The following is a 21,499-nucleotide window of genomic DNA, read 5'->3' on the forward strand; positions in this document are numbered from 1 at the left end:
GTGCTCGACGTCAACTTCTTCGACGAGCTCCGGATCGGTCTGGCAACCGCTGACGACATCCGTCAGTGGAGCCACGGCGAGGTCAAGAAGCCCGAGACGATCAACTACCGCACGCTCAAGCCCGAAAAGGACGGACTCTTCTGCGAGAAGATCTTCGGTCCGACCCGGGACTGGGAGTGCTACTGCGGCAAGTACAAGCGCGTCCGCTTCAAGGGCATCATCTGTGAGCGCTGTGGCGTCGAGGTCACGCGCGCCAAGGTGCGCCGTGAGCGGATGGGCCACATCGAGCTGGCCGCTCCCGTCACCCACATCTGGTACTTCAAGGGCGTTCCGTCGCGGCTGGGCTACCTGCTCGACCTCGCCCCGAAGGACCTGGAGAAGGTCATCTACTTCGCGGCGTACATGATCACGTACGTCGACGAGGAGCGCCGTACGCGTGACCTGCCCTCGCTGGAGGCGCACGTCTCCGTCGAGCGGCAGCAGATCGAGAACCGCCGGGACGCCGACCTGGAGGCCCGCGCCAAGAAGCTCGAGACCGACCTGGCCGAGCTGGAGGCCGAGGGCGCCAAGGCCGACGTGCGCCGCAAGGTGCGCGAAGGTGCCGAGCGGGAGATGAAGCAGCTGCGCGACCGTACGCAGCGCGAGATCGACCGTCTCGACGAGGTGTGGACCCGGTTCAAGAACCTCAAGGTCCAGGACCTGGAGGGCGACGAGCTCCTCTACCGCGAGCTGCGTGACCGCTTCGGCACGTACTTCGACGGTTCGATGGGTGCCGCGGCGCTGCAGAAGCGCCTGGAGTCCTTCGACCTGGACGAGGAGGCCGAGCGCCTCCGCGAGATCATCCGCACCGGCAAGGGCCAGAAGAAGACCCGTGCGCTCAAGCGCCTCAAGGTCGTCTCCGCGTTCCTGCAGACCAGCAACAGCCCCAAGGGCATGGTGCTCGACTGCGTGCCGGTCATCCCGCCGGACCTCCGCCCGATGGTGCAGCTGGACGGTGGCCGCTTCGCGACCTCCGACCTGAACGACCTGTACCGCCGTGTGATCAACCGGAACAACCGTCTGAAGCGGCTTCTCGACCTCGGCGCGCCCGAGATCATCGTCAACAACGAGAAGCGCATGCTCCAGGAGGCCGTCGACGCGCTGTTCGACAACGGCCGTCGTGGTCGCCCGGTCACCGGTCCCGGTAACCGCCCGCTGAAGTCCCTCAGCGACATGCTGAAGGGCAAGCAGGGTCGATTCCGTCAGAACCTGCTCGGCAAGCGTGTGGACTACTCCGCGCGTTCCGTGATCGTCGTCGGTCCGCAGCTGAAGCTGCACCAGTGCGGTCTGCCGAAGGCGATGGCGCTGGAGCTCTTCAAGCCGTTCGTGATGAAGCGGCTCGTGGACCTCAACCACGCGCAGAACATCAAGAGCGCAAAGCGCATGGTGGAGCGCGGCCGCACCGTCGTGTACGACGTCCTCGAAGAGGTCATCGCCGAGCACCCGGTGCTGCTGAACCGTGCTCCCACCCTGCACCGCCTCGGCATCCAGGCCTTCGAGCCGCAGCTGGTCGAGGGCAAGGCCATCCAGATCCACCCGCTCGTCTGCACCGCGTTCAACGCGGACTTCGACGGTGACCAGATGGCCGTCCACCTGCCGCTCTCCGCGGAGGCGCAGGCCGAGGCCCGCATCCTGATGCTGTCCTCGAACAACATCCTCAAGCCCGCCGACGGCCGTCCGGTGACGATGCCGACCCAGGACATGGTCCTCGGTCTGTTCTTCCTCACCACCGACGGCGAACTGCGTGACACCAAGGGCGAGGGGCGTTCGTTCGCCTCCACGGCCGAGGCGATCATGGCGTTCGACGCCGGCGAGCTGGCGCTGCAGTCCCAGGTGGACATCCGCTTCCCGGTGGGCACCATCCCGCCGCGCGGCTGGACCCCGCCGGAGCGCGAGGAGGGCGAGCCGGAGTGGCAGCAGGGTGACAGCTTCCGGCTGAAGACCACGCTGGGCCGTGCGCTCTTCAACGAGCTGCTGCCCGAGGACTACCCGTTCGTCGACTACTCGGTGGGCAAGAAGCAGCTCTCCGAGATCGTCAACGACCTGGCCGAGCGCTACCCCAAGGTCATCGTGGCGGCGACGCTCGACAACCTGAAGGCGGCCGGCTTCTACTGGGCGACCCGTTCCGGTGTCACCGTGGCCATCTCCGACGTCGTCGTTCCCGAGGCGAAGAAGGAGATCGTCCGCGGCTACGAGGCGCAGGACGAGAAGGTCCAGAAGCAGTACGAGCGCGGTCTGATCACCAAGGAAGAGCGCACGCAGGAGCTCATCGCGATCTGGACCAAGGCGACCAACGAGGTCGCCGAGGCGATGAACGCGAACTTCCCCAAGACGAACCCCATCTTCATGATGGTTGACTCGGGTGCCCGAGGAAACATGATGCAGATGCGGCAGATCGCCGGTATGCGTGGTCTGGTGTCGAACGCGAAGAACGAGACCATCCCGCGTCCCATCAAGGCCTCGTTCCGTGAGGGTCTGTCGGTGCTGGAGTACTTCATCTCCACGCACGGTGCCCGTAAGGGTCTGGCGGACACCGCCCTGCGTACCGCCGACTCGGGTTACCTGACCCGTCGTCTGGTGGACGTCTCGCAGGACGTCATCATCCGCGAGGAGGACTGCGGCACCGAGCGCGGTCTGAAGCTGCGGATCGCCTCGAAGGACGAGACCGGGGTCCTGCGCAAGGCCGAGGACGTCGAGACCAGCGTCTACGCCCGCATGCTCGCCGAGGACGTCGTCATCGACGGCAAGGTGATCGCGCCGGCCAACGTGGACCTGGGCGACGTGCTCATCGACCAGCTCGTTCACCACGGTGTCGAGGAGGTCAAGACCCGCTCGATCCTGACCTGTGAGTCCAAGGTCGGTACGTGTGCCATGTGCTACGGCCGCTCCCTGGCCACCGGCAAGCTGGTCGACATCGGTGAGGCGGTCGGCATCATCGCCGCCCAGTCCATCGGTGAGCCCGGTACCCAGCTGACGATGCGTACCTTCCACACCGGTGGTGTGGCCGGTGACGACATCACGCAGGGTCTGCCGCGTGTCGTCGAGCTCTTCGAGGCCCGTACGCCCAAGGGTGTCGCGCCGATCTCCGAGGCGGCCGGTCGCGTCCGCATCGAGGAGACGGAGAAGACCAAGAAGATCGTCATCACGCCGGACGACGGCAGCGACGAGACGGCGTTCCCGATCTCGAAGCGCGCCCGTCTGCTGGTGAGCGAGGGCGAGCACGTCGAGGTGGGCCAGAAGCTCACCGTGGGTGCCACCAACCCGCACGACGTGCTGCGCATCCTGGGTCAGCGTGCCGTCCAGGTCCACCTGGTCGGCGAGGTCCAGAAGGTCTACAACTCGCAGGGTGTGTCGATCCACGACAAGCACATCGAGATCATCATCCGGCAGATGCTGCGCCGTGTGACGATCATCGAGTCCGGCGACGCCGAGCTGCTGCCCGGTGAGCTGGTCGAGCGCTCGAAGTTCGAGACCGAGAACCGTCGTGTGGTCCAGGAGGGCGGTCACCCGGCCTCCGGTCGTCCGCAGCTGATGGGTATCACCAAGGCCTCGCTGGCGACGGAATCCTGGCTGTCGGCCGCCTCCTTCCAGGAGACGACCCGAGTCCTGACGGACGCGGCGATCAACGCCAAGTCCGACAGCCTCATCGGCCTCAAGGAGAACGTCATCATCGGTAAGCTCATCCCGGCCGGTACGGGTCTGTCCCGTTACCGCAACATCCGGGTGGAGCCGACCGAGGAGGCCAAGGCCGCGATGTACTCGGCCGTCGGCTACGACGACATCGACTACTCGCCGTTCGGCACGGGCTCCGGCCAGGCCGTCCCGCTGGAGGACTACGACTACGGTCCGTACAACCAGTAGGCGAGCGGTTGTCAGTCGCTTGAGTTGAGGGGCGGTCACCTTCGGGTGGCCGCCCTTCGGCGTTCCGTCGGGGTGCCCGGCGTGGGCGTACGGATGTTCGGTGTGGCAGAACCGGGACACAAGTGGTGCGGGGAACCGATGCCGTGCGGCGCGCGTTGTCGCATCATGGGGGGACAACCAGTCCGGGGGAGGGTTTCTCGTGTCGAACCCGTCGTGGCAGCCGATGCCGTGGCAGCAGGCGCAGGGCAGCAGCCCGTCCCTGCTCGCCGCCCATGCCGACCGTGAGCGTGCCGTCGATGTCCTGAAGGCGGGCTTCTCCGAGGGGCGTCTTCCGCAGGACGAGTACGAGAGGCGCGTCGAGAGGGCCTATCAGGCGCGCACGGTGGGGGAGCTGGCTCTCCTGGTCGCCGACCTGCCTCAGGGGCCCTCAGCGATGCAGCCGAGCGCCATGGCGCCCATGACGCCGATGGTCCCGAGAACGTTCATGCCGGCGCCCGCGCTGCCCCCGCCCACCAACAGCAAGGCCGTGGGCGCGATGGTCTGCGGTGTGCTCACGACCATGTCGTTCGGGCTCACCGGCATCCCGGCGGTCATCCTGGGCCACACCGCCCGTGCGGAGATCAAGCGCACAGGTGAGGGCGGTGAGGGCTTCGCCCTCGCCGGCGTCATCCTGGGCTGGCTCTCCGTGGCGGGCTGGGCGTTCTTCCTCCTGCTTTTTATGATCGCGGGAGTCTCGTCGAGCAGCGGGATCTGAGGCCGGGCGGGGGCTCGACCGCGCGGATGCGCCCGTCCTTAAACCCCCGCCCGCCCATTTGTTTTGACCATAGCGAATGAGGTAGGTACGCTCAGACCTTGTGCCTGGGGTGTGCCCTGGCTCTCGTGCGTGCCTTCAACCGCACAGGGGGAGCCGTAAGCGGCCGCCGTACTCTGCGCCCTTTCTGCCTCGCGGCGGGAGTTCAGCAGTTTCGACACACCCGACCGCGTGGGTCGGCGAATGTTCCGGGTTAGCTTCACCATTCGGCACACAGAAACCGGAGAAGTAGTGCCTACGATCCAGCAGCTGGTCCGTAAGGGCCGGCAGGACAAGGTCGAGAAGAACAAGACGCCCGCACTCGAGGGTTCGCCCCAGCGTCGCGGCGTCTGCACGCGTGTGTTCACGACCACCCCGAAGAAGCCGAACTCGGCCCTGCGTAAGGTCGCGCGTGTGCGTCTGACCAGCGGGATCGAGGTCACCGCTTACATTCCGGGTGAGGGACACAACCTGCAGGAGCACTCCATCGTGCTCGTGCGTGGTGGCCGTGTGAAGGACCTGCCGGGTGTTCGCTACAAGATCATCCGCGGTTCCCTCGACACCCAGGGTGTCAAGAACCGCAAGCAGGCCCGCAGCCGCTACGGCGCCAAGAAGGAGAAGTAAGAATGCCTCGTAAGGGCCCCGCCCCGAAGCGCCCGGTCATCATCGACCCGGTCTACGGTTCTCCTCTGGTGACCTCCCTTATCAACAAGGTGCTGCTGAACGGCAAGCGCTCCACCGCCGAGCGCATCGTCTACGGCGCCATGGAGGGCCTGCGTGAGAAGACGGGCAACGACCCGATCATCACGCTGAAGCGCGCTCTGGAGAACATCAAGCCGACCCTCGAGGTCAAGTCCCGCCGTGTCGGTGGTGCGACGTACCAGGTTCCGATCGAGGTCAAGCCCGGTCGTGCCAACACGCTCGCGCTGCGCTGGCTGGTCGGTTACTCCCGCGCCCGTCGCGAGAAGACCATGACCGAGCGTCTGCTCAACGAGCTTCTCGACGCCTCCAACGGCCTGGGTGCCGCTGTGAAGAAGCGCGAGGACACGCACAAGATGGCCGAGTCCAACAAGGCCTTCGCGCACTACCGCTGGTAGTCGCAGACCCCATCGAGACCGAGAGAAGACTGAAGCCTTATGGCTACCACTTCGCTTGACCTGGCCAGGGTCCGCAACATCGGGATCATGGCCCACATCGACGCGGGCAAGACGACCACCACCGAGCGGATCCTGTTCTACACCGGCGTTTCGTACAAGATCGGTGAGGTCCACGACGGCGCCGCCACCATGGACTGGATGGAGCAGGAGCAGGAGCGTGGCATCACGATCACCTCTGCTGCCACCACCTGTCACTGGCCGCTCGAGGGCGTCGACCACACCATCAACATCATCGACACGCCGGGTCACGTCGACTTCACCGTCGAGGTGGAGCGTTCGCTCCGCGTCCTCGACGGCGCCGTGACGGTGTTCGACGGCGTCGCCGGTGTGGAGCCGCAGTCCGAGACGGTGTGGCGTCAGGCCGACCGTTACGGCGTGCCCCGCATCTGCTTCGTCAACAAGCTGGACCGTACCGGCGCCGAGTTCCACCGCTGCGTGGACATGATCTCGGACCGCCTGGGCGCCCAGCCGCTCGTCATGCAGCTCCCGATCGGCGCCGAGGCCGACTTCAAGGGCGTCGTCGACCTCGTGACGATGAAGGCCCTGGTCTGGTCCGCCGAGGCCGCCAAGGGTGAGATGTACGACGTCGTCGACATCCCGGCCACGCACACCGAGGCTGCCGAGGAGTACCGCGGCAAGCTCGTCGAGGCCGTCGCCGAGAACGACGAAGAGATCATGGAGCTGTACCTGGAGGGCGTCGAGCCCACCGAGGAGCAGCTGTACGCCGCGATCCGTCGCATCACCATCGCGTCCGGCAAGTCCAACGACACCACGGTCACCCCGGTGTTCTGTGGCACCGCGTTCAAGAACAAGGGCGTCCAGCCCCTGCTCGACGCGGTCGTGCGCTACCTGCCGACCCCGCTCGACGTCGAGGCCATCGAGGGCCACGACGTGAAGGACCCCGAGCTGGTCGTCAAGCGCAAGCCGTCCGACGACGAGCCGCTGTCCGCGCTGGCGTTCAAGATCATGAGCGACCCGCACCTCGGCAAGCTCACCTTCGTCCGGGTCTACTCGGGCCGCCTGGAGTCCGGCACCGCCGTGCTGAACTCCGTCAAGGGCAAGAAGGAGCGCATCGGCAAGATCTACCGCATGCACGCGAACAAGCGTGAGGAGATCGAGTCGGTGGGCGCCGGCGACATCATCGCCGTCATGGGTCTGAAGCAGACCACGACCGGTGAGACGCTGTGCGACGACAAGCAGCCGGTGATCCTGGAGTCCATGGACTTCCCGGCGCCGGTCATCCAGGTCGCCATCGAGCCCAAGTCCAAGGGTGACCAGGAGAAGCTGGGTGTCGCCATCCAGCGTCTCGCGGAGGAGGACCCCTCCTTCCAGGTCCACTCGGACGAGGAGACCGGCCAGACCATCATCGGTGGTATGGGCGAGCTGCACCTCGAGGTGCTGGTCGACCGTATGCGCCGTGAGTTCAAGGTCGAGGCCAACGTCGGCAAGCCGCAGGTCGCCTACCGCGAGACGATCCGCAAGGCCGTCGAGCGCGTCGACTACACGCACAAGAAGCAGACTGGTGGTACCGGCCAGTTCGCCAAGGTGCAGATCGCGATCGAGCCGATCGAGGGCGGCGACGCCTCGTACGAGTTCGTGAACAAGGTGACCGGTGGCCGCATCCCGAAGGAGTACATCCCTTCGGTGGACGCCGGTGCGCAGGAGGCCATGCAGTTCGGCATCCTCGCGGGCTACGAGATGACGGGCGTCCGCGTCACGCTCATCGACGGTGGCTACCACGAGGTCGACTCCTCCGAACTCGCGTTCAAGATCGCCGGTTCGCAGGCCTTCAAGGAGGCCGCGCGCAAGGCCAGCCCCGTGCTGCTCGAGCCGATGATGGCCGTCGAGGTCACCACGCCCGAGGACTACATGGGTGAGGTCATCGGCGACATCAACTCCCGCCGTGGTCAGATCCAGGCCATGGAGGAGCGGGCCGGTGCCCGCGTCGTGAAGGGCCTCGTGCCCCTCTCGGAGATGTTCGGCTACGTCGGAGACCTCCGCAGCAAGACCTCGGGTCGCGCAAGCTACTCGATGCAGTTCGACTCCTACGCCGAGGTTCCGCGGAACGTCGCCGAGGAGATCATCGCGAAGGCCAAGGGCGAGTAACGCACCGCGTTCACACGCCGTAGGCTTGACTCCGGAGCCTCACGGGACATTCCGCCGCAGGGCGGAGGGAATGTCCCGTGGATCCGGGCCATCCAGCAAAGATCACCTGGCGCCGATGAAGTAAGGCGTACCAGAACCACTCCCAGGAGGACCCCAGTGGCGAAGGCGAAGTTCGAGCGGACTAAGCCGCACGTCAACATCGGCACCATCGGTCACATCGACCACGGTAAGACGACCCTCACGGCCGCCATTACCAAGGTGCTGCACGACGCGTTCCCGGACCTGAACGAGGCCTCGGCGTTCGACCAGATCGACAAGGCTCCCGAGGAGCGCCAGCGCGGTATCACCATCTCGATCGCGCACGTCGAGTACCAGACGGAGACCCGTCACTACGCCCACGTCGACTGCCCCGGTCACGCGGACTACATCAAGAACATGATCACGGGTGCGGCGCAGATGGACGGCGCCATCCTCGTTGTCGCCGCCACCGACGGCCCGATGCCGCAGACCAAGGAGCACGTGCTCCTGGCCCGCCAGGTCGGCGTTCCGTACATCGTCGTCGCCCTGAACAAGGCCGACATGGTGGACGACGAGGAGATCCTGGAGCTCGTCGAGCTCGAGGTCCGTGAGCTGCTCTCCGAGTACGAGTTCCCGGGCGACGACGTTCCGGTCGTCAAGGTCTCCGCGCTCAAGGCGCTCGAGGGCGACAAGGAGTGGGGCCAGTCGGTCCTGGACCTGATGGCCGCCGTCGACACCGCGATCCCGGAGCCGGAGCGCGACGTCGACAAGCCGTTCCTGATGCCGATCGAGGACGTCTTCACGATCACCGGTCGTGGCACCGTCGTCACCGGTCGTATCGAGCGTGGTGTCCTCAAGGTCAACGAGACCGTCGACATCATCGGTATCAAGACCGAGAAGACCACCACCACGGTCACCGGCATCGAGATGTTCCGCAAGCTGCTCGACGAGGGCCAGGCCGGTGAGAACGTCGGTCTGCTCCTCCGTGGCATCAAGCGCGAGGACGTCGAGCGCGGCCAGGTCATCATCAAGCCCGGTTCGGTCACGCCGCACACCGAGTTCGAGGCCCAGGCCTACATCCTGTCCAAGGACGAGGGTGGCCGCCACACGCCGTTCTTCAACAACTACCGCCCGCAGTTCTACTTCCGTACGACGGACGTGACCGGCGTGGTGACCCTCCCCGAGGGCACCGAGATGGTCATGCCCGGCGACAACACGGAGATGAAGGTTGAGCTCATTCAGCCCATCGCCATGGAAGAAGGCCTGAAGTTCGCCATCCGTGAGGGTGGCCGGACCGTGGGCGCCGGCCAGGTCACCAAGATCAACAAGTAAGCTTGTCGATCTGACCTGGTAGCTCCAGCACCAGCTGAGCTCCTGAAGGGGCCCGTACGACTTCGGTCGTACGGGCCCTTTCGCTGTGCGGGCTTCGAAACTATTCGACGGTCACGACCCATTCCCCCCGCCGGTCACTCCCTTCACTATTTGTCATGCCGCTGACCAAATACGGGATCGAGGGGTGTGGCATGTCTGGGTACGTCAGCCGTAGGGGTGTGCTCGGAGCGGGGATCGGTGCCGTGCCGGTGTTGTCGCTGGGGGCCGGGGGTGCGTGGGCCGAGGGTGCGTGGGCCGAGGGTGTGGGGGCCGAGGGGGCCGGCGGGACTCCGCGGGTGACGGACCCGGGGGCGTATCTCTCTTTCTCGCCCGTGGCGGGTGGGTTTTCCCTGGTCGGGGCCCCGGTCGTGGTCAGCTCCGAGGATCACCCCGGTGTCGTTCGGGTCGCGGGGGATCTGCGGGACGACATCGCGCGGGTGACGGGGGTGCGGCCGGGGAGTGAGGTCGCGCGGGAGGTGGTTCTGGTGGGGACCATCGGGCGGAGTCCCCTGATCGACGGGCTGATCGAGGCCGGGAAGCTGGATGTCGGCGGGGTGCGGGGGAAGTGGGAGACCTCGTTGCAGACGGTTGTCGAGCGGCCGATGCCCGGGGTGCGGCGGGCCTTCGTCATCGCCGGCAGCGACCCGCGCGGCACGATCTTCGGGGCGTACGACGTCTCGTACGGGATCGGGGTCTCGCCCTGGTACTGGTGGGACGACGTGCCGCCGGTCCGGAGGGACGCGGTGTACGTGCGGCCGGGGCGGTTCAGTCAGGGGACGCCGGTCGTGAAGTACCGGGGGATCTTCATCAACGACGAGAACCCGGCGCTCGGGACGTGGGCGCCGGCGTACTTCGGGCCCGGGAAGGCGCCGGGGTACCCCGGGGGCTTCACCGCGGACTTCTGGGCCAAGGTCTTCGAGGCGCTGCTGCGGCTGAAGGGCAACTACGTCTGGCCGGCGGTGTGGGGGCGGGCCTTCGCCGAGGACGATCCGGAGAACCACGCCCGGGCGACGGAGTACGGGATTGTCATGGGCACGTCTCACGAGGCGCCCATGATGCGGGGGATCGAGGAGTGGAACCGCCATGCCGTGCCGGCGGTCCGGGACAGCTCCGGCAACGTGGTCACCCCCGGGCGCGACCCTTACGGGGGCACCGGGGAATGGTCGTACCGGCGCAACGCCGAGGCCGTCCGGGCGTACTGGCGCGACGGCATCCGGCGCATGGTGGACCAGGGCTTCGAGGGCGTCATCACGCTGGGGATGCGGGGGAACGGCGACACGAGCCTCCCGGACGGCGACGGCATCGAGCTGATGCAGGAGATCATCGCGGCGCAGCGCAGGATCATCGAGGAGGAGACGGGGCGGCCCGCCTCGGAGACCCCGCAGGTGTGGACCCTCTACAAGGAGGTCCAGCGGTACTGGGACCGGGGGCTGCGGGCGCCGGACGACGTGACCGTCGTCCTCACGGACGACAACTGGGGGAACATCCGCAAGCATCCGGACCCCGGGGAGCCCGTACGGGCCGGGGGGTACGGGTTGTACTACCACTTCGACTACGTCGGGGTCGGGCGCAACTACAAGTGGGTCGACACGGTCAACCTGGCGAATCTGTGGGAGCAGCTCCACGAGGCCGACGCCTACGGCAATCACGGGCTGTGGGTGGCGAACGTCGGCGATCTGAAGGGCAACGAGCTGCCCACCACGTTCTTCCTCGACTACGCCTGGAATCCGGGGCGTTGGGGCCAGGACCGGCTGGAGGAGTGGGAGCGGCGGTTCGCGCGGCAGAACTTCGGGGAGGAGACGGCCGCCGAGATCGCCGAGGTGCTGAGCGTCTACGGGCAGCTCCAGGCCCGCCGCAAGCCCGAACTGCTGAACCGCCGGATCACCCTCGACACGACGAAGGACCCCACGAAGGACGAGCGGGCGATCGTCTACGACGACCAGGAGACGCCGTACTACTTCGGTCACCGTGAGCTGGAGCGCGTCACGGAGGAGTGGCGGGCCCTGGCGAAGCGGGCCGAGCGGGTGGGGCGGCGGCTCCCGGCGGCCGTGCTGGACGCGTGGTTCGAGCTGGTCGGGTACGAGGTGGCCGCGACCGCGAACCTGTACGGGTTACGGGAGGCCGAGTTCCGGAACCTGCTGTACGCGCGGCAGGGGCGGGCGGCGACGAATCGTCTGGCGGCCGAGGCGGAGAAGGGGCTGGAGCGGGACTTCGCGCTCGCCGACCACTTCAACTCCGAGGTGGCGGGCGGGAAGTGGCGGGGCTTCCAGACGCAGCCGCACATCGGGTACGGGGACGTGGAGCGGTACGGCCCGAACGCCGGGTGGCAGCAGCCGGAGAAGGACCATGTGGCGCTGCCGGACGAGATCTTTCCCAAGGTGCGGCGGATCGAGGTGCCGGAGGCCGCCGGGCTGGGGGTGTCGGTCGACGGGGCCGATGACGCGGGGGAGTGGTGGCCTGGTGCCGGTGCCGGTGCCGGTGTCGCGGAGGCGGTGCTTCCGGTGTTCAGCCCGTACCAGACCAGGCCCCAGCAGTACGTGGAGATCTTCAACCGGGGGCGTACGCCCTACTCGTACCGGATCGAGTCGTCGGTGCCGTGGCTGGTGGTGGAGCGGTCGCGGGGGCGGGTCGAGGAGCAGGTGCGGGTGGCGGTGCGGGTGGACTGGGCGCGGGTGCCGGGCGGGGGGCGCGCGGAGGGGGCGTTGACGGTGAGCGGGGCGGGCGCCTCGGTCACGGTGAAGGCCGTGGCGGAGAAGCCGTCGGCGCGGGAGGTCCGGGGGCTGCGGGGGTTCGTCGAGGCGGGCGGCTATGTGGCGATCGACGCGGAGCACTACGCGCGGGCGGTGGGGTCGGCCGACGGACGGGTGCGTTGGCGCCGGATCGAACGGATCGGGCGTACGGGGGCGGGAGTGACGCCGTGGCCCGTGACGGCGGCCCGGCAGACGCCGGGCGGGGCGGGGCCGCGGCTGGAGTACGAGGTCGCTCTCCTGTCGGACGTGGACGAGGTGACGGTCCATGCGTACGTGTCGCCGAGGAATCCGGCGCTCGCGACGGGCGGTCTGCGGTACGGGGTGTCGTTCGACGGCGGGGAACCCCAGGTCGTCGACATCAACGCCGTCACCGGGGCCGACGACGGGGTCATGAACAAGCAGTGGGCGCGCAACACGTCGGACAACGTGAACGTGACGGTGACCCGGCACGCGATCGCCGGGCCCGGGGCGCACCGGCTGACGTTCTGGATGGTCGATCCGACGGTGGTGCTGCAGCGCCTGGTGATCGACACGGGCGGGTTGACGCCGACGTATCTGGGGCCGCTGGAGAGCCGCCGGATCTGAGAAGGGACTTGAGGATGACGTACCTGAACCGTTTTCGCCTGCCCGCGCTCGGGGTGGTCGCCGGGGCTCTGCTGTCCACGGTCGTGGTCGCGCAGCCGGCCTCGGCGCACGGACCTCATTCCGGCCCCTCGCTGCGGACGCTCGCCGACCGGGCGGGGGTCCGTATCGGCACGGCCGTCGACATGGCTGCCCTCGCCGACGACCGGACGTACCGCCGGACGACCGTACGCGAGTTCAACTCGGTGACCGCCGAGAACGTCATGAAGTGGGAGTCGGTGGAGCCGCAGCGGGGGGTGTACGACTGGAAGGCCGCCGACGACCTGGTCCGTTTCGCGCGGGCGAACGGGCAGGTGGTGCGCGGGCACACCCTGGTCTGGCACAGCCAGCTGCCGGGGTGGCTGACAGCGGGGGTGGCCGACGGGTCGATCGGCGCGGCGGAGCTGCGCGGGATCCTGCGCAAGCACATCACCACCGAGGTGAAGCGGTACAAGGGCAAGATCCAGCAGTGGGACGTGGTCAACGAGGTCTTCGAGGAGGACGGCAGCCTGCGGAACTCGATCTGGCTGCGTGAGCTGGGCCCGTCGTACATCGCGGACGCGTTCCGCTGGGCCCACGCCGCCGATCCGAAGGCGAAGCTCTTCCTCAACGACTACAACGTGGAGGGCGTCAACGCGAAGTCCACGGCGTATTACGAACTGGCGAAGCGGTTGCGCGCGGAGGGCGTACCGGTGCAAGGGTTCGGCGCGCAGGGGCACCTCGCGATCCAGTACGGCTTCCCGGGGCAGGTCGCCGAGAACCTCGCCCGCTTCGAGGCGCTGGGGATGCGGACGGCGTTCACGGAGGTGGACGTGCGGATGATCCTGCCGGCGGACGAGGCGAAGCAGGCGACCCAGGCGGAGTACTACCGGCGGCTGCTGGACGCCTGTCTGGGCGCCCGGAGCTGCGGGTCCTTCACCGTGTGGGGCTTCACGGACAAGTACTCCTGGGTGCCGGGCGTCTTCGAGGGCCAGGGCTCTGCGACTCCGATGGACGAGGAGTACGGGAGGAAGCCGGCGTACGGGGCGCTGCGGGAGGGGCTTGCGGTGGGGCGGTGATCCCGGCGCCCGGCGTCGTCAGCCCTTGTCCGGGTAGAGGGGCAGGTTCTCCGTGGAGATGGTCCAGTCGGCGATGGTGACGTCCTCGCCGTAGACGAAGTCCTTGCGGGTGGCGTAGCGCGGGCCGTCCGGGGTGGCGTGGATGTCGGTGAGGACGGCGCCTGTGCCGGTGCGGGGGTCGAAGACTGCGTAGACGGCGATGCCGAGCAGGGGGTAGTCGCGCATCTTGGTGACCCAGTCGTTGTCCGGGTTGGAGCGGGAGACGACCTCGACGGCGGCGTGAATGGTGCGGGGCTCGAAGGCTCCCTCGACCTCCATGTCGGCTTCGGCGATCACCATCACGTCGGGGCGTCGCATGATGCCTTCGGCCTCGCCCTCCACGTCCGGCTCACCGGTATGGGCCACGATCTCTTCCGGCATCACCTTTTCCAGGCGCTTCCGCAGACGCAGCACGGTGAGCTCGTGCGGTCCGATGGGCGACATCATGTCGTGGACGATCCCTTCCTTGGTGATCTCGAACTTGCCGGGGAGGGTGTCGTCCATCGACTGAACGAAGTCCCGCATGGCCCGGTAGACGTGGGGGGCGCCGTGCTGCGCGTTGTCCGAGGCGATGGTCATGGCGCTCGCTCCTCGTGTGGGCCCGTGGGCAAGGATCGTCACGTTCATGCTAGGCGGCCTCCATGCGGGTGCACGGGATCGGACGTGCAGTCGCGGCAGCGGCTGCCCTGCGGGCTCCGGAAGCCGCGGTCGCAGCCGTCGCAGTTCGTCATGTCGTAGTGGACGGCAGGTGGTGACGCGGGTTCCCGGAACGGCGGCAGGGGCGGCAGCTGCGCGATGAGCCGGTGGGCCAGGAACGCGGCCGGGCGGTGGAGGGGCTCGTTCGGGAGATCGTCGGTCAGGGCGTGGCGTACGGCGGTGGGGGTGAGGTCGCGCTCCAGCCAGGCGGCGACGCCTGGAGCGAGGTGCGCGGCGTCGCAGGCGGAGAACAGCAGCCGGGGGTCTGTGCGGCGCAGGTCGGCGAGGAGATCGGTGGCGGTCTGGAGCAGGGTGGGGGAGCGGTAGGCGGGCTGGGGGACGGCGGGGAGGGGCTTGCGGGGGGTCTTTTGCTTCGGGTCCTGGCGGTCCTTCCGGGGCGCGTGCGCCGGGCGTGCGGGCTCGTCCGCCGCGTGACTGCGGCCGGGCTGATTGCAGGAGGTGGTGCGGGTGACGATCCGGCCGCCGGGGATGCGTACGCGCTCCCGGCGCAGGTAGCCGTGGTCCTGCAACTCGTTCAGCGCTGCGGCGATCCGGGTCGCGCCCTCCTTGAAGCGGGCCGCGAGGCTCTTGATGTCGACGCGGGCGCCCTTCGGCAGCGACTGGATGTGCGTCGCCAGCCCGATCGCGAGGAGCGACAGTTCCGGGTGCTGGGCGAGGTGGTTGCCGATCACCGTGAAGCGGGTGGTGTGGCGGGTGTGGTCGTGGATCAGGCCGCCGCCGGAGGGGGATTGGTCCGGGTGCCGTTTCGGGTGGTTGTTGTCGGCAAGCCGGGCGTGGGCGCGCGGGGGCGCGCTAGGGTGCTGCGTATCCATCGGGAAGCTGTTCTCTTCCTTGGTGGTCAGGCCCTCGCACTGGGATTGCCGTCCCGGCGGGGGCCGTTGTCTGTCTGCGGTTGTGTTGCGCCGAGCGTAGGGCAGGTGACCGCTCCCGAATCCAGCCGAGTGGGCGATGTTCACCCGCGAGGGTGAGGCGGCCTGCCGGGCGGGAGGAGGGGTGGGGTTTGGTGGGGTTCTTTCTCTCCCGGGGTTCTTGGGGAAAGACCGTCCGCCGCACCGGAGCGCACATTTCCGGGTTCCGGTAGTACTCGCACCTCACGGCTCGGAGAGGATGTCTGCCATGCCGAAGACCACGAAACTGCGCACGTACACCGTCCGGGACGGTCTGCTCGACGAGTGGGTGCAGCGTTGGCGGAGCGAAATCGTGCCGTTGCGGCTGGAGTTGGGGTTCACGATCGGTGGAGCTTGGGTGGATCGAGAGAGCAACCGGTTCATCTGGCTCATCTCGTACGACGGTCCGGAGACCTTCGCCGAGCGCAATGCCCTGTACTGGTCGTCGCCCGAGCGCAAGGCCATGGGCCTGAACCCAGACGACTACCTCGTCGGCGACGACGAGCTCACCATCGAACAGGTCTACTGATGCACGACGTCACATGGGGTCGAGCGACAGCAGATGCTGCCGCCGTTCCTCGTGCGTGAGGGTGCGGAAGACCCTTCCCCGGGCGGTCGCCTCCAGCCCGTCGTAGTCCGGCTCCGCCCGCCACACCCGCGCCGTCCCGTCGGCCGATGCTGTGAGCAGTCGTGCACCGTCCGGGGACCAGGACACGGAGGTCACCTTGTCCTGGTGCACGCCGACTACGGCGATTTCCTTGAGGGTGGAGGCGGACCAGACCCGTACGGTGCCGTCGTCGGAGGCCGTGGCGATGTACCGGCCGTCGGGTGACCAGGCGACGGCGCGAAGCCGCCCTTCGTGCCCCTTGAGCGCGTCGATGCGCCGTCCGGTGGCGGCATCCCACACGGCGGCCGTCCAATCGGCCGAAGCGGTGGCGATCCTCGTCTCGTCCGGTGACCAGGCCACGTCCTCGACGTAGTTCTCGTGGCCGCGTAACACGGTGAACTGACGCCCCTCCTCGATGTCCCAGAGCCGGCACGTACGGTCGTCAGAACTGCTGGCGAGCCGCCGCCCGCTCGGCGACCAGGCCAAGCGCCCCACCCAGTCCTGGTGTTCCGTCAGTTTCAGCAGCTGGGTGCCATCGCGTGCGGACAGGACACACACGGCGCCGTCGTGACCACCGGTGGCGATCCGGCCGCCGTCCGGGGACCATGCGCACCCCTCGACGACCTCGCCCTGTCGTTCGAACAGTGTGCCGCCGTGTCCGTCGACAATCCGGAACTGGCCGTTGTTGGTGCCGAACGCGAGCCGTTCGCCCTGCGGAGCCCAGGCGACGGCCCAGACCCGGTCCGTCACCTCGGTCACCGGTCCGGCCACGACGCCGGTGTCCGAGTCCCACACACGCACGGTGCCGTCGTCCGAGGCCGTGGCGAAACGGCTGCCGTCACCGGACCAGGCAGCCTGGTTCACCGGGCGCCGGTGTCCGTCGGCCATGACGGTCTCGGCACCACGCGGACGCAGGTCCCACACCATGCCGGTGCCGTCGCTGGAGCTGGTGGCGAGCGCGGTCCCGCAGGGTGCCCAGGTGACGCCCCACACCGTGTCGGCGTGGCCACGCAGCACGGCCAGGACCTTGGCGTCCGCTGTGTCCACGATGCGCACTGTGCGATCGGAAGAGGCACTGGCCAGCATGCGGCCGTCCGGCGACCAGGCCAGGTTCCAGACGTAGTCGGTGTGTCCGCGCAGCAACAGGCGCAGTTCGCCGGTCCCGGCATCCCAGATGCGGGCGGTGTGGTCCCCGGAGCCGGTGGCGATGTGCCGCCCGTCCGGCGACCAGGCGATGCCCTCGACGAAGTCCGAGTGCCCGGTGAGCGTGGTGACCGCCTCCCCTGTCGCCAGGTCCCAGACGATCGCGCTCTGATCGTGGGAGGCGGAGGCGAGGCGGCTGCTGTCCGGTGACCACGCCACGCCCCAGATGTCTTCGCAGTGCCCACGTAGTTCGTGCGCGAGCCGCCCGGTATCGGCTTCCCAGACCCGTACGACCCGGTCCTTGGAACTTGCGGCGACATGTCTGCCGTCCGGCGACCAGGCCACCTGTCTGCTGACGTCCTCGGCACCGGTGAGCAGCCCGACCGGCTCCCCTGAGGCGGCGTCCCAGATACGGACGACCCGGTCACGGCCGACGGTGGCCAGTCTCGCCGAGTCCGGTGACCAGGCGACGGACTCGACCATGACGCCGTCGCACGGCAGAACCAGCAACGGGCGTCCGGAGAGCGCGTCGTAGACGCGGCCGGTGCCGTCCCTGGAGGCCGTGGCCAGCATGCGGCCGTCCGGAGACCAGGCGATGTGCCGAACGGTGTCCGTGTGCCCGTCGAGCCGCGAGCGGAGGTGACTCGCCGCCAGCGCCGCCATCAGCCCACGCCTGGCAGAGGGCGTGGGTGCGCACTCGTCCAGCGCGGCGAGCGAGAGCAGCAGGGAACGTTCCGGTTCGCTCTGGGCGCTCAGCAGAACCTGACGGCCGATGCTGTCGGAGATCCTGCTCAGGAAAGTCAGGTCACGGCGCTGCGAGGACTCGACGAGCGCGCGGGCGGCTGCGGACGCCTGCCCGGATTCCTCCAGCGCTTCGAGCCAGCGCCGGGCCGCGGTGAGACGTTCCCCGGTGAGGAGATAGTCGTCACTTCGTCCGGCCCGCTCCCAGTCGGCCGCCCACCGCTCCAGTTCGGCGCGCTCACGGAGTCGTTCGGCCCGGGCCTCGACCTCCTGCCGCAACGGGGCCCACTGGCGGAACAGCGCCTCGTGGGTGACCTGCGCGAACGGCTCACCGTCGGTCGCGGAACCGCGACCCGTGGCATCGGTGCGCAACAACCGGGCCTCGACGAAGGCGTCGACGACAAGGCGGTCCCGTTCGTCGAGTTCGGACAACGGCACATGGCGACGGGCCACGTCCTGGCCCTCGACGGTGACGAACTTGAGCAGGACCCGGAGGACGGAGTCGATGCCCAGGCCCGCACCGAGCCCGGTCACGGTGTTGTCCGCCTGGCGCGCGAGCGCGCCGGGCACTCCGCCGAGCCGCTGGTACAGCTCCTCGGTCACCGTCCCGCCGGGGCCAGCGGCGAAGAACAACTCCTGTAGGAGATAGGCGAGCAGCGGAAGCGCGTCGTCCGTCCCGGTCTCGCCGACGATCGAGTCGACGACACCGGACTCGAAGCGGAGCCCGACGAGGGCGCCGGGTCGCTCAACGGCTTCGACGAGCTGGGCCCGGCCCAGAGTTCCGATGGCGATGGGATGTTGGAGCAGCTCTGCTTGCCCCGTGCCGAGGAGCCTGCCGAGCAGATCCACACGGAGGGTGACCAGGACCCGAACCGCCGGGTCCTGGTCCACACAGTTGCGAAGCGCTTCCAGGAACTGGGCTCGTTCCCGCTCGCCCGCCAGGGTGACGACCTCCTCGAACTGGTCGATTACGAGGAGTATCCGCCGGAACCGCCCACCACGCAGCCGCGCCAACTCGGCTCGCAGCGCGTCCGGCCCCAGGCGAAGCCTGCGCAGCACGGCGCTCGCCGGTTCCTGTCCCTCCGAGGCAGCCGCCAGCGCCCCGGCGAGGGCGCCCAGCGGGCCGGCGCCCGGGGCGAAGGCCGGCACGACGGTCCAACGGCGTTGCCGAAGCCGGGGCATCACCCCGGCTCGGACCAGCGAGGACTTTCCGCTTCCGGAGGCCCCGACCAGCACCAGAAACCGTTCCGCCGGGCTGGCGGCAGTGGCATGCAGCCGACGCGTCAGTTCGGCCGCCTGCGCCTCGCGGCCGAAGAAGACGGCCGCCTCGTCCTCGTCGAACGCGTCGAGCCCCGGGTAGGGAACCCTGTCACGCGGCCACTCGATCCGCGGGGGCGCGGGATTCTCCAGCCGGTGGGCGACGACCTGCCCGACCACAAGCGCCAGGATCAGTACGCCGATGGCCGGAACGGAGAAGCGCTGAATGGCCTCCAGCGCCCAGGGAGCGTTGTCGGTACTGGTCGCGTAGTTGGTGGCGATCCCGAGCAAGCAGGCGACCAGCGCCAGCAGGACCTGGAGCACGACCTGCATACGGTTCCTCATCGAGTACCGCCCACCCCCGTCGTACCAGCCCCGAAGACCGGCATCGCGTCACCCGTTCATGACCATCTTCTGGGGGCTCGCGGCGGTGTTCAACGGCGCGTACGGGTTTCGGCCATCACCAGGCGATCGGCTCAGGGTGCGAGCTTCACCTCGGCCCATACGGTCTTGCGCGGTGGCCTTCCCGGCGCGGTGCCCCAGCGGTCGGCGAAAGCCTCGACGAGGAGGAGGCCTCGGCCGGACTCGGCTTCGGGGGAGGGGGGTTCGGGGTGGGGCAGCCGTTCGGTGCGCGTGTCCGTCACCTCGATGCGGAGGGTGACGCCGATGACGTACATCGTCAGATCGAAGTCACGACCCCGGACCCGTCCGTGCGTCGCCGCGTTGGCCGCCAGCTCGGCGACCAGGTGGTCCGCCGGGTGCAAGGGCAGCTCCCACGCGCGCAGTTGCTCGGTGGCGAGGAGGCGGGCGAGGCGGGCTCCGCGAGGTGTGGGTGACAGCCGGACGCTGAAGTTGCGGATGGGACTGACGAGTTCGGTGTCGGGGGCGACGGTTTCCGGATTCACGTCACTCAGCGTGGCGGTGCGCGCCTAGTGTGAACAGTGACTAAGCCGGTACGTACGGTTACTGTCCAGGGCTTGTCCGGCGCTGTCCAGCCTGTCCGGAACCGGCGTACGGGTAGGGGGCGTTACGTCACGGCGGTACGGCGGAGGGGTGCGCGATGAGTGTGGACGGGCTCAAGGACGCTACGGACGAGCCGGGTTGGGAGGTGGACCCGGACGATGACTGGGGCGTCGCGGTCGTCGAGACCGTGGGGCGACAGCTGAGGCTGAGGCGCGAGGCCGTCGGGATGCGGGTCGCTGACTTCGCGGTGGCGATCGGGTACGGCGAGGACCTGGTCTACAAGATCGAGTCCGGCAAGCGGATTCCCCGGCAGGAGTACCTGGACAAGTCCGACGAGATGCTGGAGGCGGGCGGGCTCATCTCGGCCACCTGGGAGGACGTGAAGAAGGTCCGGTACCCGAAGAAGGTGCGGGAACTGGGGAAGCTGGAGGGGCAGGCGGTTGAGATCGGGGTGTACGTCTGCAACAGCCTCAGTGGGCTGTTGCAGACGCCGGAACACGCGCGGACTCTGATCGAGGCATGGAAGCCGGCGTACTCACCGGACGACGTGGAGCGGATGGTCGCCGCTCGTGTGGCGCGCCAAGCGGTGTTCGACCGGGCCCCGGCACCTTCGATTGCCTTCGTGCTGGAAGAGGCCCCGCTGCGGCGGGAAGTCGGAGGCACAATGGTGTGGCGGCAGCAACTCCACCGTCTGCTGGAGGTGGGCCAGATGCGTAATGTGACGCTCCAGGTGATGCCGACCAACAGCGGCGCGCACCCCGGACTGGACGGACGGGTCGAGTTGCTGAAGTTCGAGGACGGCACGGCAGTGGGACGCGCCGACGGTGTCTTTCAGGGACGGCCTGTCTCCGATCTACGGCAACTGCGCATCATCGAGCTGCTGTACGGCACCATCCGAGCGCAAGCTCTCCCCACACGGGAGTCGCTGGCCTTCATCGAGCAACTGCTGGGAGAGACATGATCCGCAAGGCCTCCGCCGGAGACGCCTCCGCACTGGCGTGGTTCAAGAGCAGCTACAGCGACGGCACCAACGGTGAGTCCTGCGTCGAGATCGCCCACGCCCCCGGCATCATCCACGTCCGTGACTCGAAGGACATACGGCTTCCTGGGCTCACGCTCACGCCGACCGCCTGGGCGGACTTCGTGTCGTACGCCGCCGGGGGCTGACGGCGGACGGCAGAGGTGTCGGCGAGATAGGTCACCGCCCTGCCCGCTCCCTGGCTTCGAATACCTCGAAGTCGAGGAAGCCGTCAGCATTGGCTTGAAGCCAGTGCAACGCACGGGCTCGGTTGATGGTGTCTCGCTTGGTCCTGGTGTCCAGCCGCTGCTGGGCGAAGGCCGGTAGCGCGTCGTCGATGTCGATCAGAGTGCGGT

15 protein-coding genes are annotated in these 21,499 nt (G+C 68.3%); 11 read left to right on the plus strand and 4 right to left on the minus strand.

Annotated elements, in window-relative coordinates:
* The 8 genes from L3078_RS28010 to L3078_RS28045 all read left to right on the plus strand — a co-directional run bounded on the left by L3078_RS28010 (position 1) and on the right by L3078_RS28045 (position 13,771).
* On the plus strand, positions 1 to 3,900 hold the full coding sequence (locus L3078_RS28010) for a DNA-directed RNA polymerase subunit beta' (RefSeq protein WP_239756714.1): 3,900 nt from the start codon (positions 1 to 3) through the stop codon (positions 3,898 to 3,900).
* A gap of 199 nt (positions 3,901 to 4,099) precedes the next feature.
* A complete protein-coding gene (locus tag L3078_RS28015) occupies positions 4,100 to 4,654 on the plus strand; it encodes a DUF1707 and DUF4190 domain-containing protein (protein ID WP_239756715.1) in 555 nt (184 codons plus the stop codon).
* Positions 4,655 to 4,942: 288 nt separating this feature from the next.
* Positions 4,943 to 5,314 (plus strand): 30S ribosomal protein S12, encoded by a 372-nt coding sequence (gene rpsL / locus L3078_RS28020; protein WP_003948652.1) that lies wholly within the window; start codon positions 4,943 to 4,945, stop codon positions 5,312 to 5,314.
* Positions 5,315 to 5,316: 2 nt separating this feature from the next.
* A complete protein-coding gene (gene rpsG / locus L3078_RS28025) occupies positions 5,317 to 5,787 on the plus strand; it encodes a 30S ribosomal protein S7 (RefSeq protein WP_003992340.1) in 471 nt (156 codons plus the stop codon).
* Between the two features lie 39 nt (positions 5,788 to 5,826).
* The gene (gene fusA / locus L3078_RS28030; RefSeq protein WP_033528328.1) at positions 5,827 to 7,953 is read left to right on the plus strand and encodes an elongation factor G; all 2,127 of its coding nucleotides are present in this window, start codon (positions 5,827 to 5,829) and stop codon (positions 7,951 to 7,953) included.
* Positions 7,954 to 8,109: 156 nt separating this feature from the next.
* Complete coding sequence (tuf, locus tag L3078_RS28035) at positions 8,110 to 9,303, plus strand: elongation factor Tu (RefSeq protein WP_115906452.1); 1,194 nt, start codon at positions 8,110 to 8,112, stop codon at positions 9,301 to 9,303.
* Positions 9,304 to 9,494: 191 nt separating this feature from the next.
* A complete protein-coding gene (locus L3078_RS28040) occupies positions 9,495 to 12,677 on the plus strand; it encodes a glycosyl hydrolase 115 family protein (protein ID WP_239756716.1) in 3,183 nt (1,060 codons plus the stop codon).
* A gap of 14 nt (positions 12,678 to 12,691) precedes the next feature.
* The gene (locus tag L3078_RS28045; RefSeq protein WP_239756717.1) at positions 12,692 to 13,771 is read left to right on the plus strand and encodes an endo-1,4-beta-xylanase; all 1,080 of its coding nucleotides are present in this window, start codon (positions 12,692 to 12,694) and stop codon (positions 13,769 to 13,771) included.
* A gap of 18 nt (positions 13,772 to 13,789) precedes the next feature.
* Here L3078_RS28045 and L3078_RS28050 read toward each other — a convergent pair whose 3' ends face one another.
* Both L3078_RS28050 and L3078_RS28055 read right to left on the minus strand, forming a co-directional pair.
* Positions 13,790 to 14,389 (minus strand): Uma2 family endonuclease, encoded by a 600-nt coding sequence (locus L3078_RS28050; RefSeq protein ID WP_239756718.1) that lies wholly within the window; start codon positions 14,387 to 14,389, stop codon positions 13,790 to 13,792.
* 44 nt (positions 14,390 to 14,433) lie between these two features.
* The gene (locus L3078_RS28055) at positions 14,434 to 15,339 is read right to left on the minus strand and encodes a helix-turn-helix domain-containing protein (protein ID WP_239756719.1); all 906 of its coding nucleotides are present in this window, start codon (positions 15,337 to 15,339) and stop codon (positions 14,434 to 14,436) included.
* Positions 15,340 to 15,643: 304 nt separating this feature from the next.
* On the opposite strand from L3078_RS28055, the gene L3078_RS28060 reads away from it, so the two are divergent.
* Positions 15,644 to 15,943: an NIPSNAP family protein gene (locus tag L3078_RS28060; RefSeq protein WP_093789479.1), complete on the plus strand. Its 300-nt coding sequence runs from the start codon at positions 15,644 to 15,646 to the stop codon at positions 15,941 to 15,943.
* A 9-nt stretch (positions 15,944 to 15,952) separates the two neighbouring features.
* Here L3078_RS28060 and L3078_RS28065 read toward each other — a convergent pair whose 3' ends face one another.
* Both L3078_RS28065 and L3078_RS28070 read right to left on the minus strand, forming a co-directional pair.
* Complete coding sequence (locus L3078_RS28065) at positions 15,953 to 19,507, minus strand: nSTAND1 domain-containing NTPase (protein ID WP_239756720.1); 3,555 nt, start codon at positions 19,505 to 19,507, stop codon at positions 15,953 to 15,955.
* A 131-nt stretch (positions 19,508 to 19,638) separates the two neighbouring features.
* Positions 19,639 to 20,076, minus strand: a complete 438-nt coding sequence (locus L3078_RS28070; protein ID WP_338059572.1) for an ATP-binding protein — start codon at positions 20,074 to 20,076, stop codon at positions 19,639 to 19,641.
* A gap of 146 nt (positions 20,077 to 20,222) precedes the next feature.
* On the opposite strand from L3078_RS28070, the gene L3078_RS28075 reads away from it, so the two are divergent.
* Positions 20,223 to 21,086: a helix-turn-helix domain-containing protein gene (locus L3078_RS28075; protein WP_239756722.1), complete on the plus strand. Its 864-nt coding sequence runs from the start codon at positions 20,223 to 20,225 to the stop codon at positions 21,084 to 21,086.
* Positions 21,083 to 21,292, plus strand: coding sequence for a DUF397 domain-containing protein (locus L3078_RS28080; protein WP_239756723.1), 210 nt, complete (start codon positions 21,083 to 21,085; stop codon positions 21,290 to 21,292). Before L3078_RS28075 ends, L3078_RS28080 begins: the two co-directional genes overlap by 4 nt.
* Positions 21,293 to 21,499: the final 207 nt, after the last annotated feature.

Origin of the sequence: Streptomyces deccanensis, assembly GCF_022385335.1 — a bacterium.
Taxonomy (GTDB): domain Bacteria; phylum Actinomycetota; class Actinomycetes; order Streptomycetales; family Streptomycetaceae; genus Streptomyces; species Streptomyces deccanensis.

What these genes read in the sequence shown, in the direction of transcription:
- rpsG (WP_003992340.1), top strand. Translation starts at nt 5,317, where the DNA reads ATGCCTCGTAAGGGCCCCGCCCCGAAGCGCCCGGTCATCATCGACCCG.
- fusA (WP_033528328.1), top strand. Translation starts at nt 5,827, where the DNA reads ATGGCTACCACTTCGCTTGACCTGGCCAGGGTCCGCAACATCGGGATC.
- L3078_RS28040 (WP_239756716.1), top strand. Translation starts at nt 9,495, where the DNA reads ATGTCTGGGTACGTCAGCCGTAGGGGTGTGCTCGGAGCGGGGATCGGT.
- L3078_RS28045 (WP_239756717.1), top strand. Translation starts at nt 12,692, where the DNA reads ATGACGTACCTGAACCGTTTTCGCCTGCCCGCGCTCGGGGTGGTCGCC.
- L3078_RS28050 (WP_239756718.1), bottom strand. Translation starts at nt 14,389, where the DNA reads ATGACCATCGCCTCGGACAACGCGCAGCACGGCGCCCCCCACGTCTAC.
- L3078_RS28055 (WP_239756719.1), bottom strand. Translation starts at nt 15,339, where the DNA reads ATGGATACGCAGCACCCTAGCGCGCCCCCGCGCGCCCACGCCCGGCTT.
- L3078_RS28060 (WP_093789479.1), top strand. Translation starts at nt 15,644, where the DNA reads ATGCCGAAGACCACGAAACTGCGCACGTACACCGTCCGGGACGGTCTG.
- L3078_RS28065 (WP_239756720.1), bottom strand. Translation starts at nt 19,507, where the DNA reads ATGAGGAACCGTATGCAGGTCGTGCTCCAGGTCCTGCTGGCGCTGGTC.
- L3078_RS28075 (WP_239756722.1), top strand. Translation starts at nt 20,223, where the DNA reads ATGAGTGTGGACGGGCTCAAGGACGCTACGGACGAGCCGGGTTGGGAG.
- L3078_RS28080 (WP_239756723.1), top strand. Translation starts at nt 21,083, where the DNA reads ATGATCCGCAAGGCCTCCGCCGGAGACGCCTCCGCACTGGCGTGGTTC.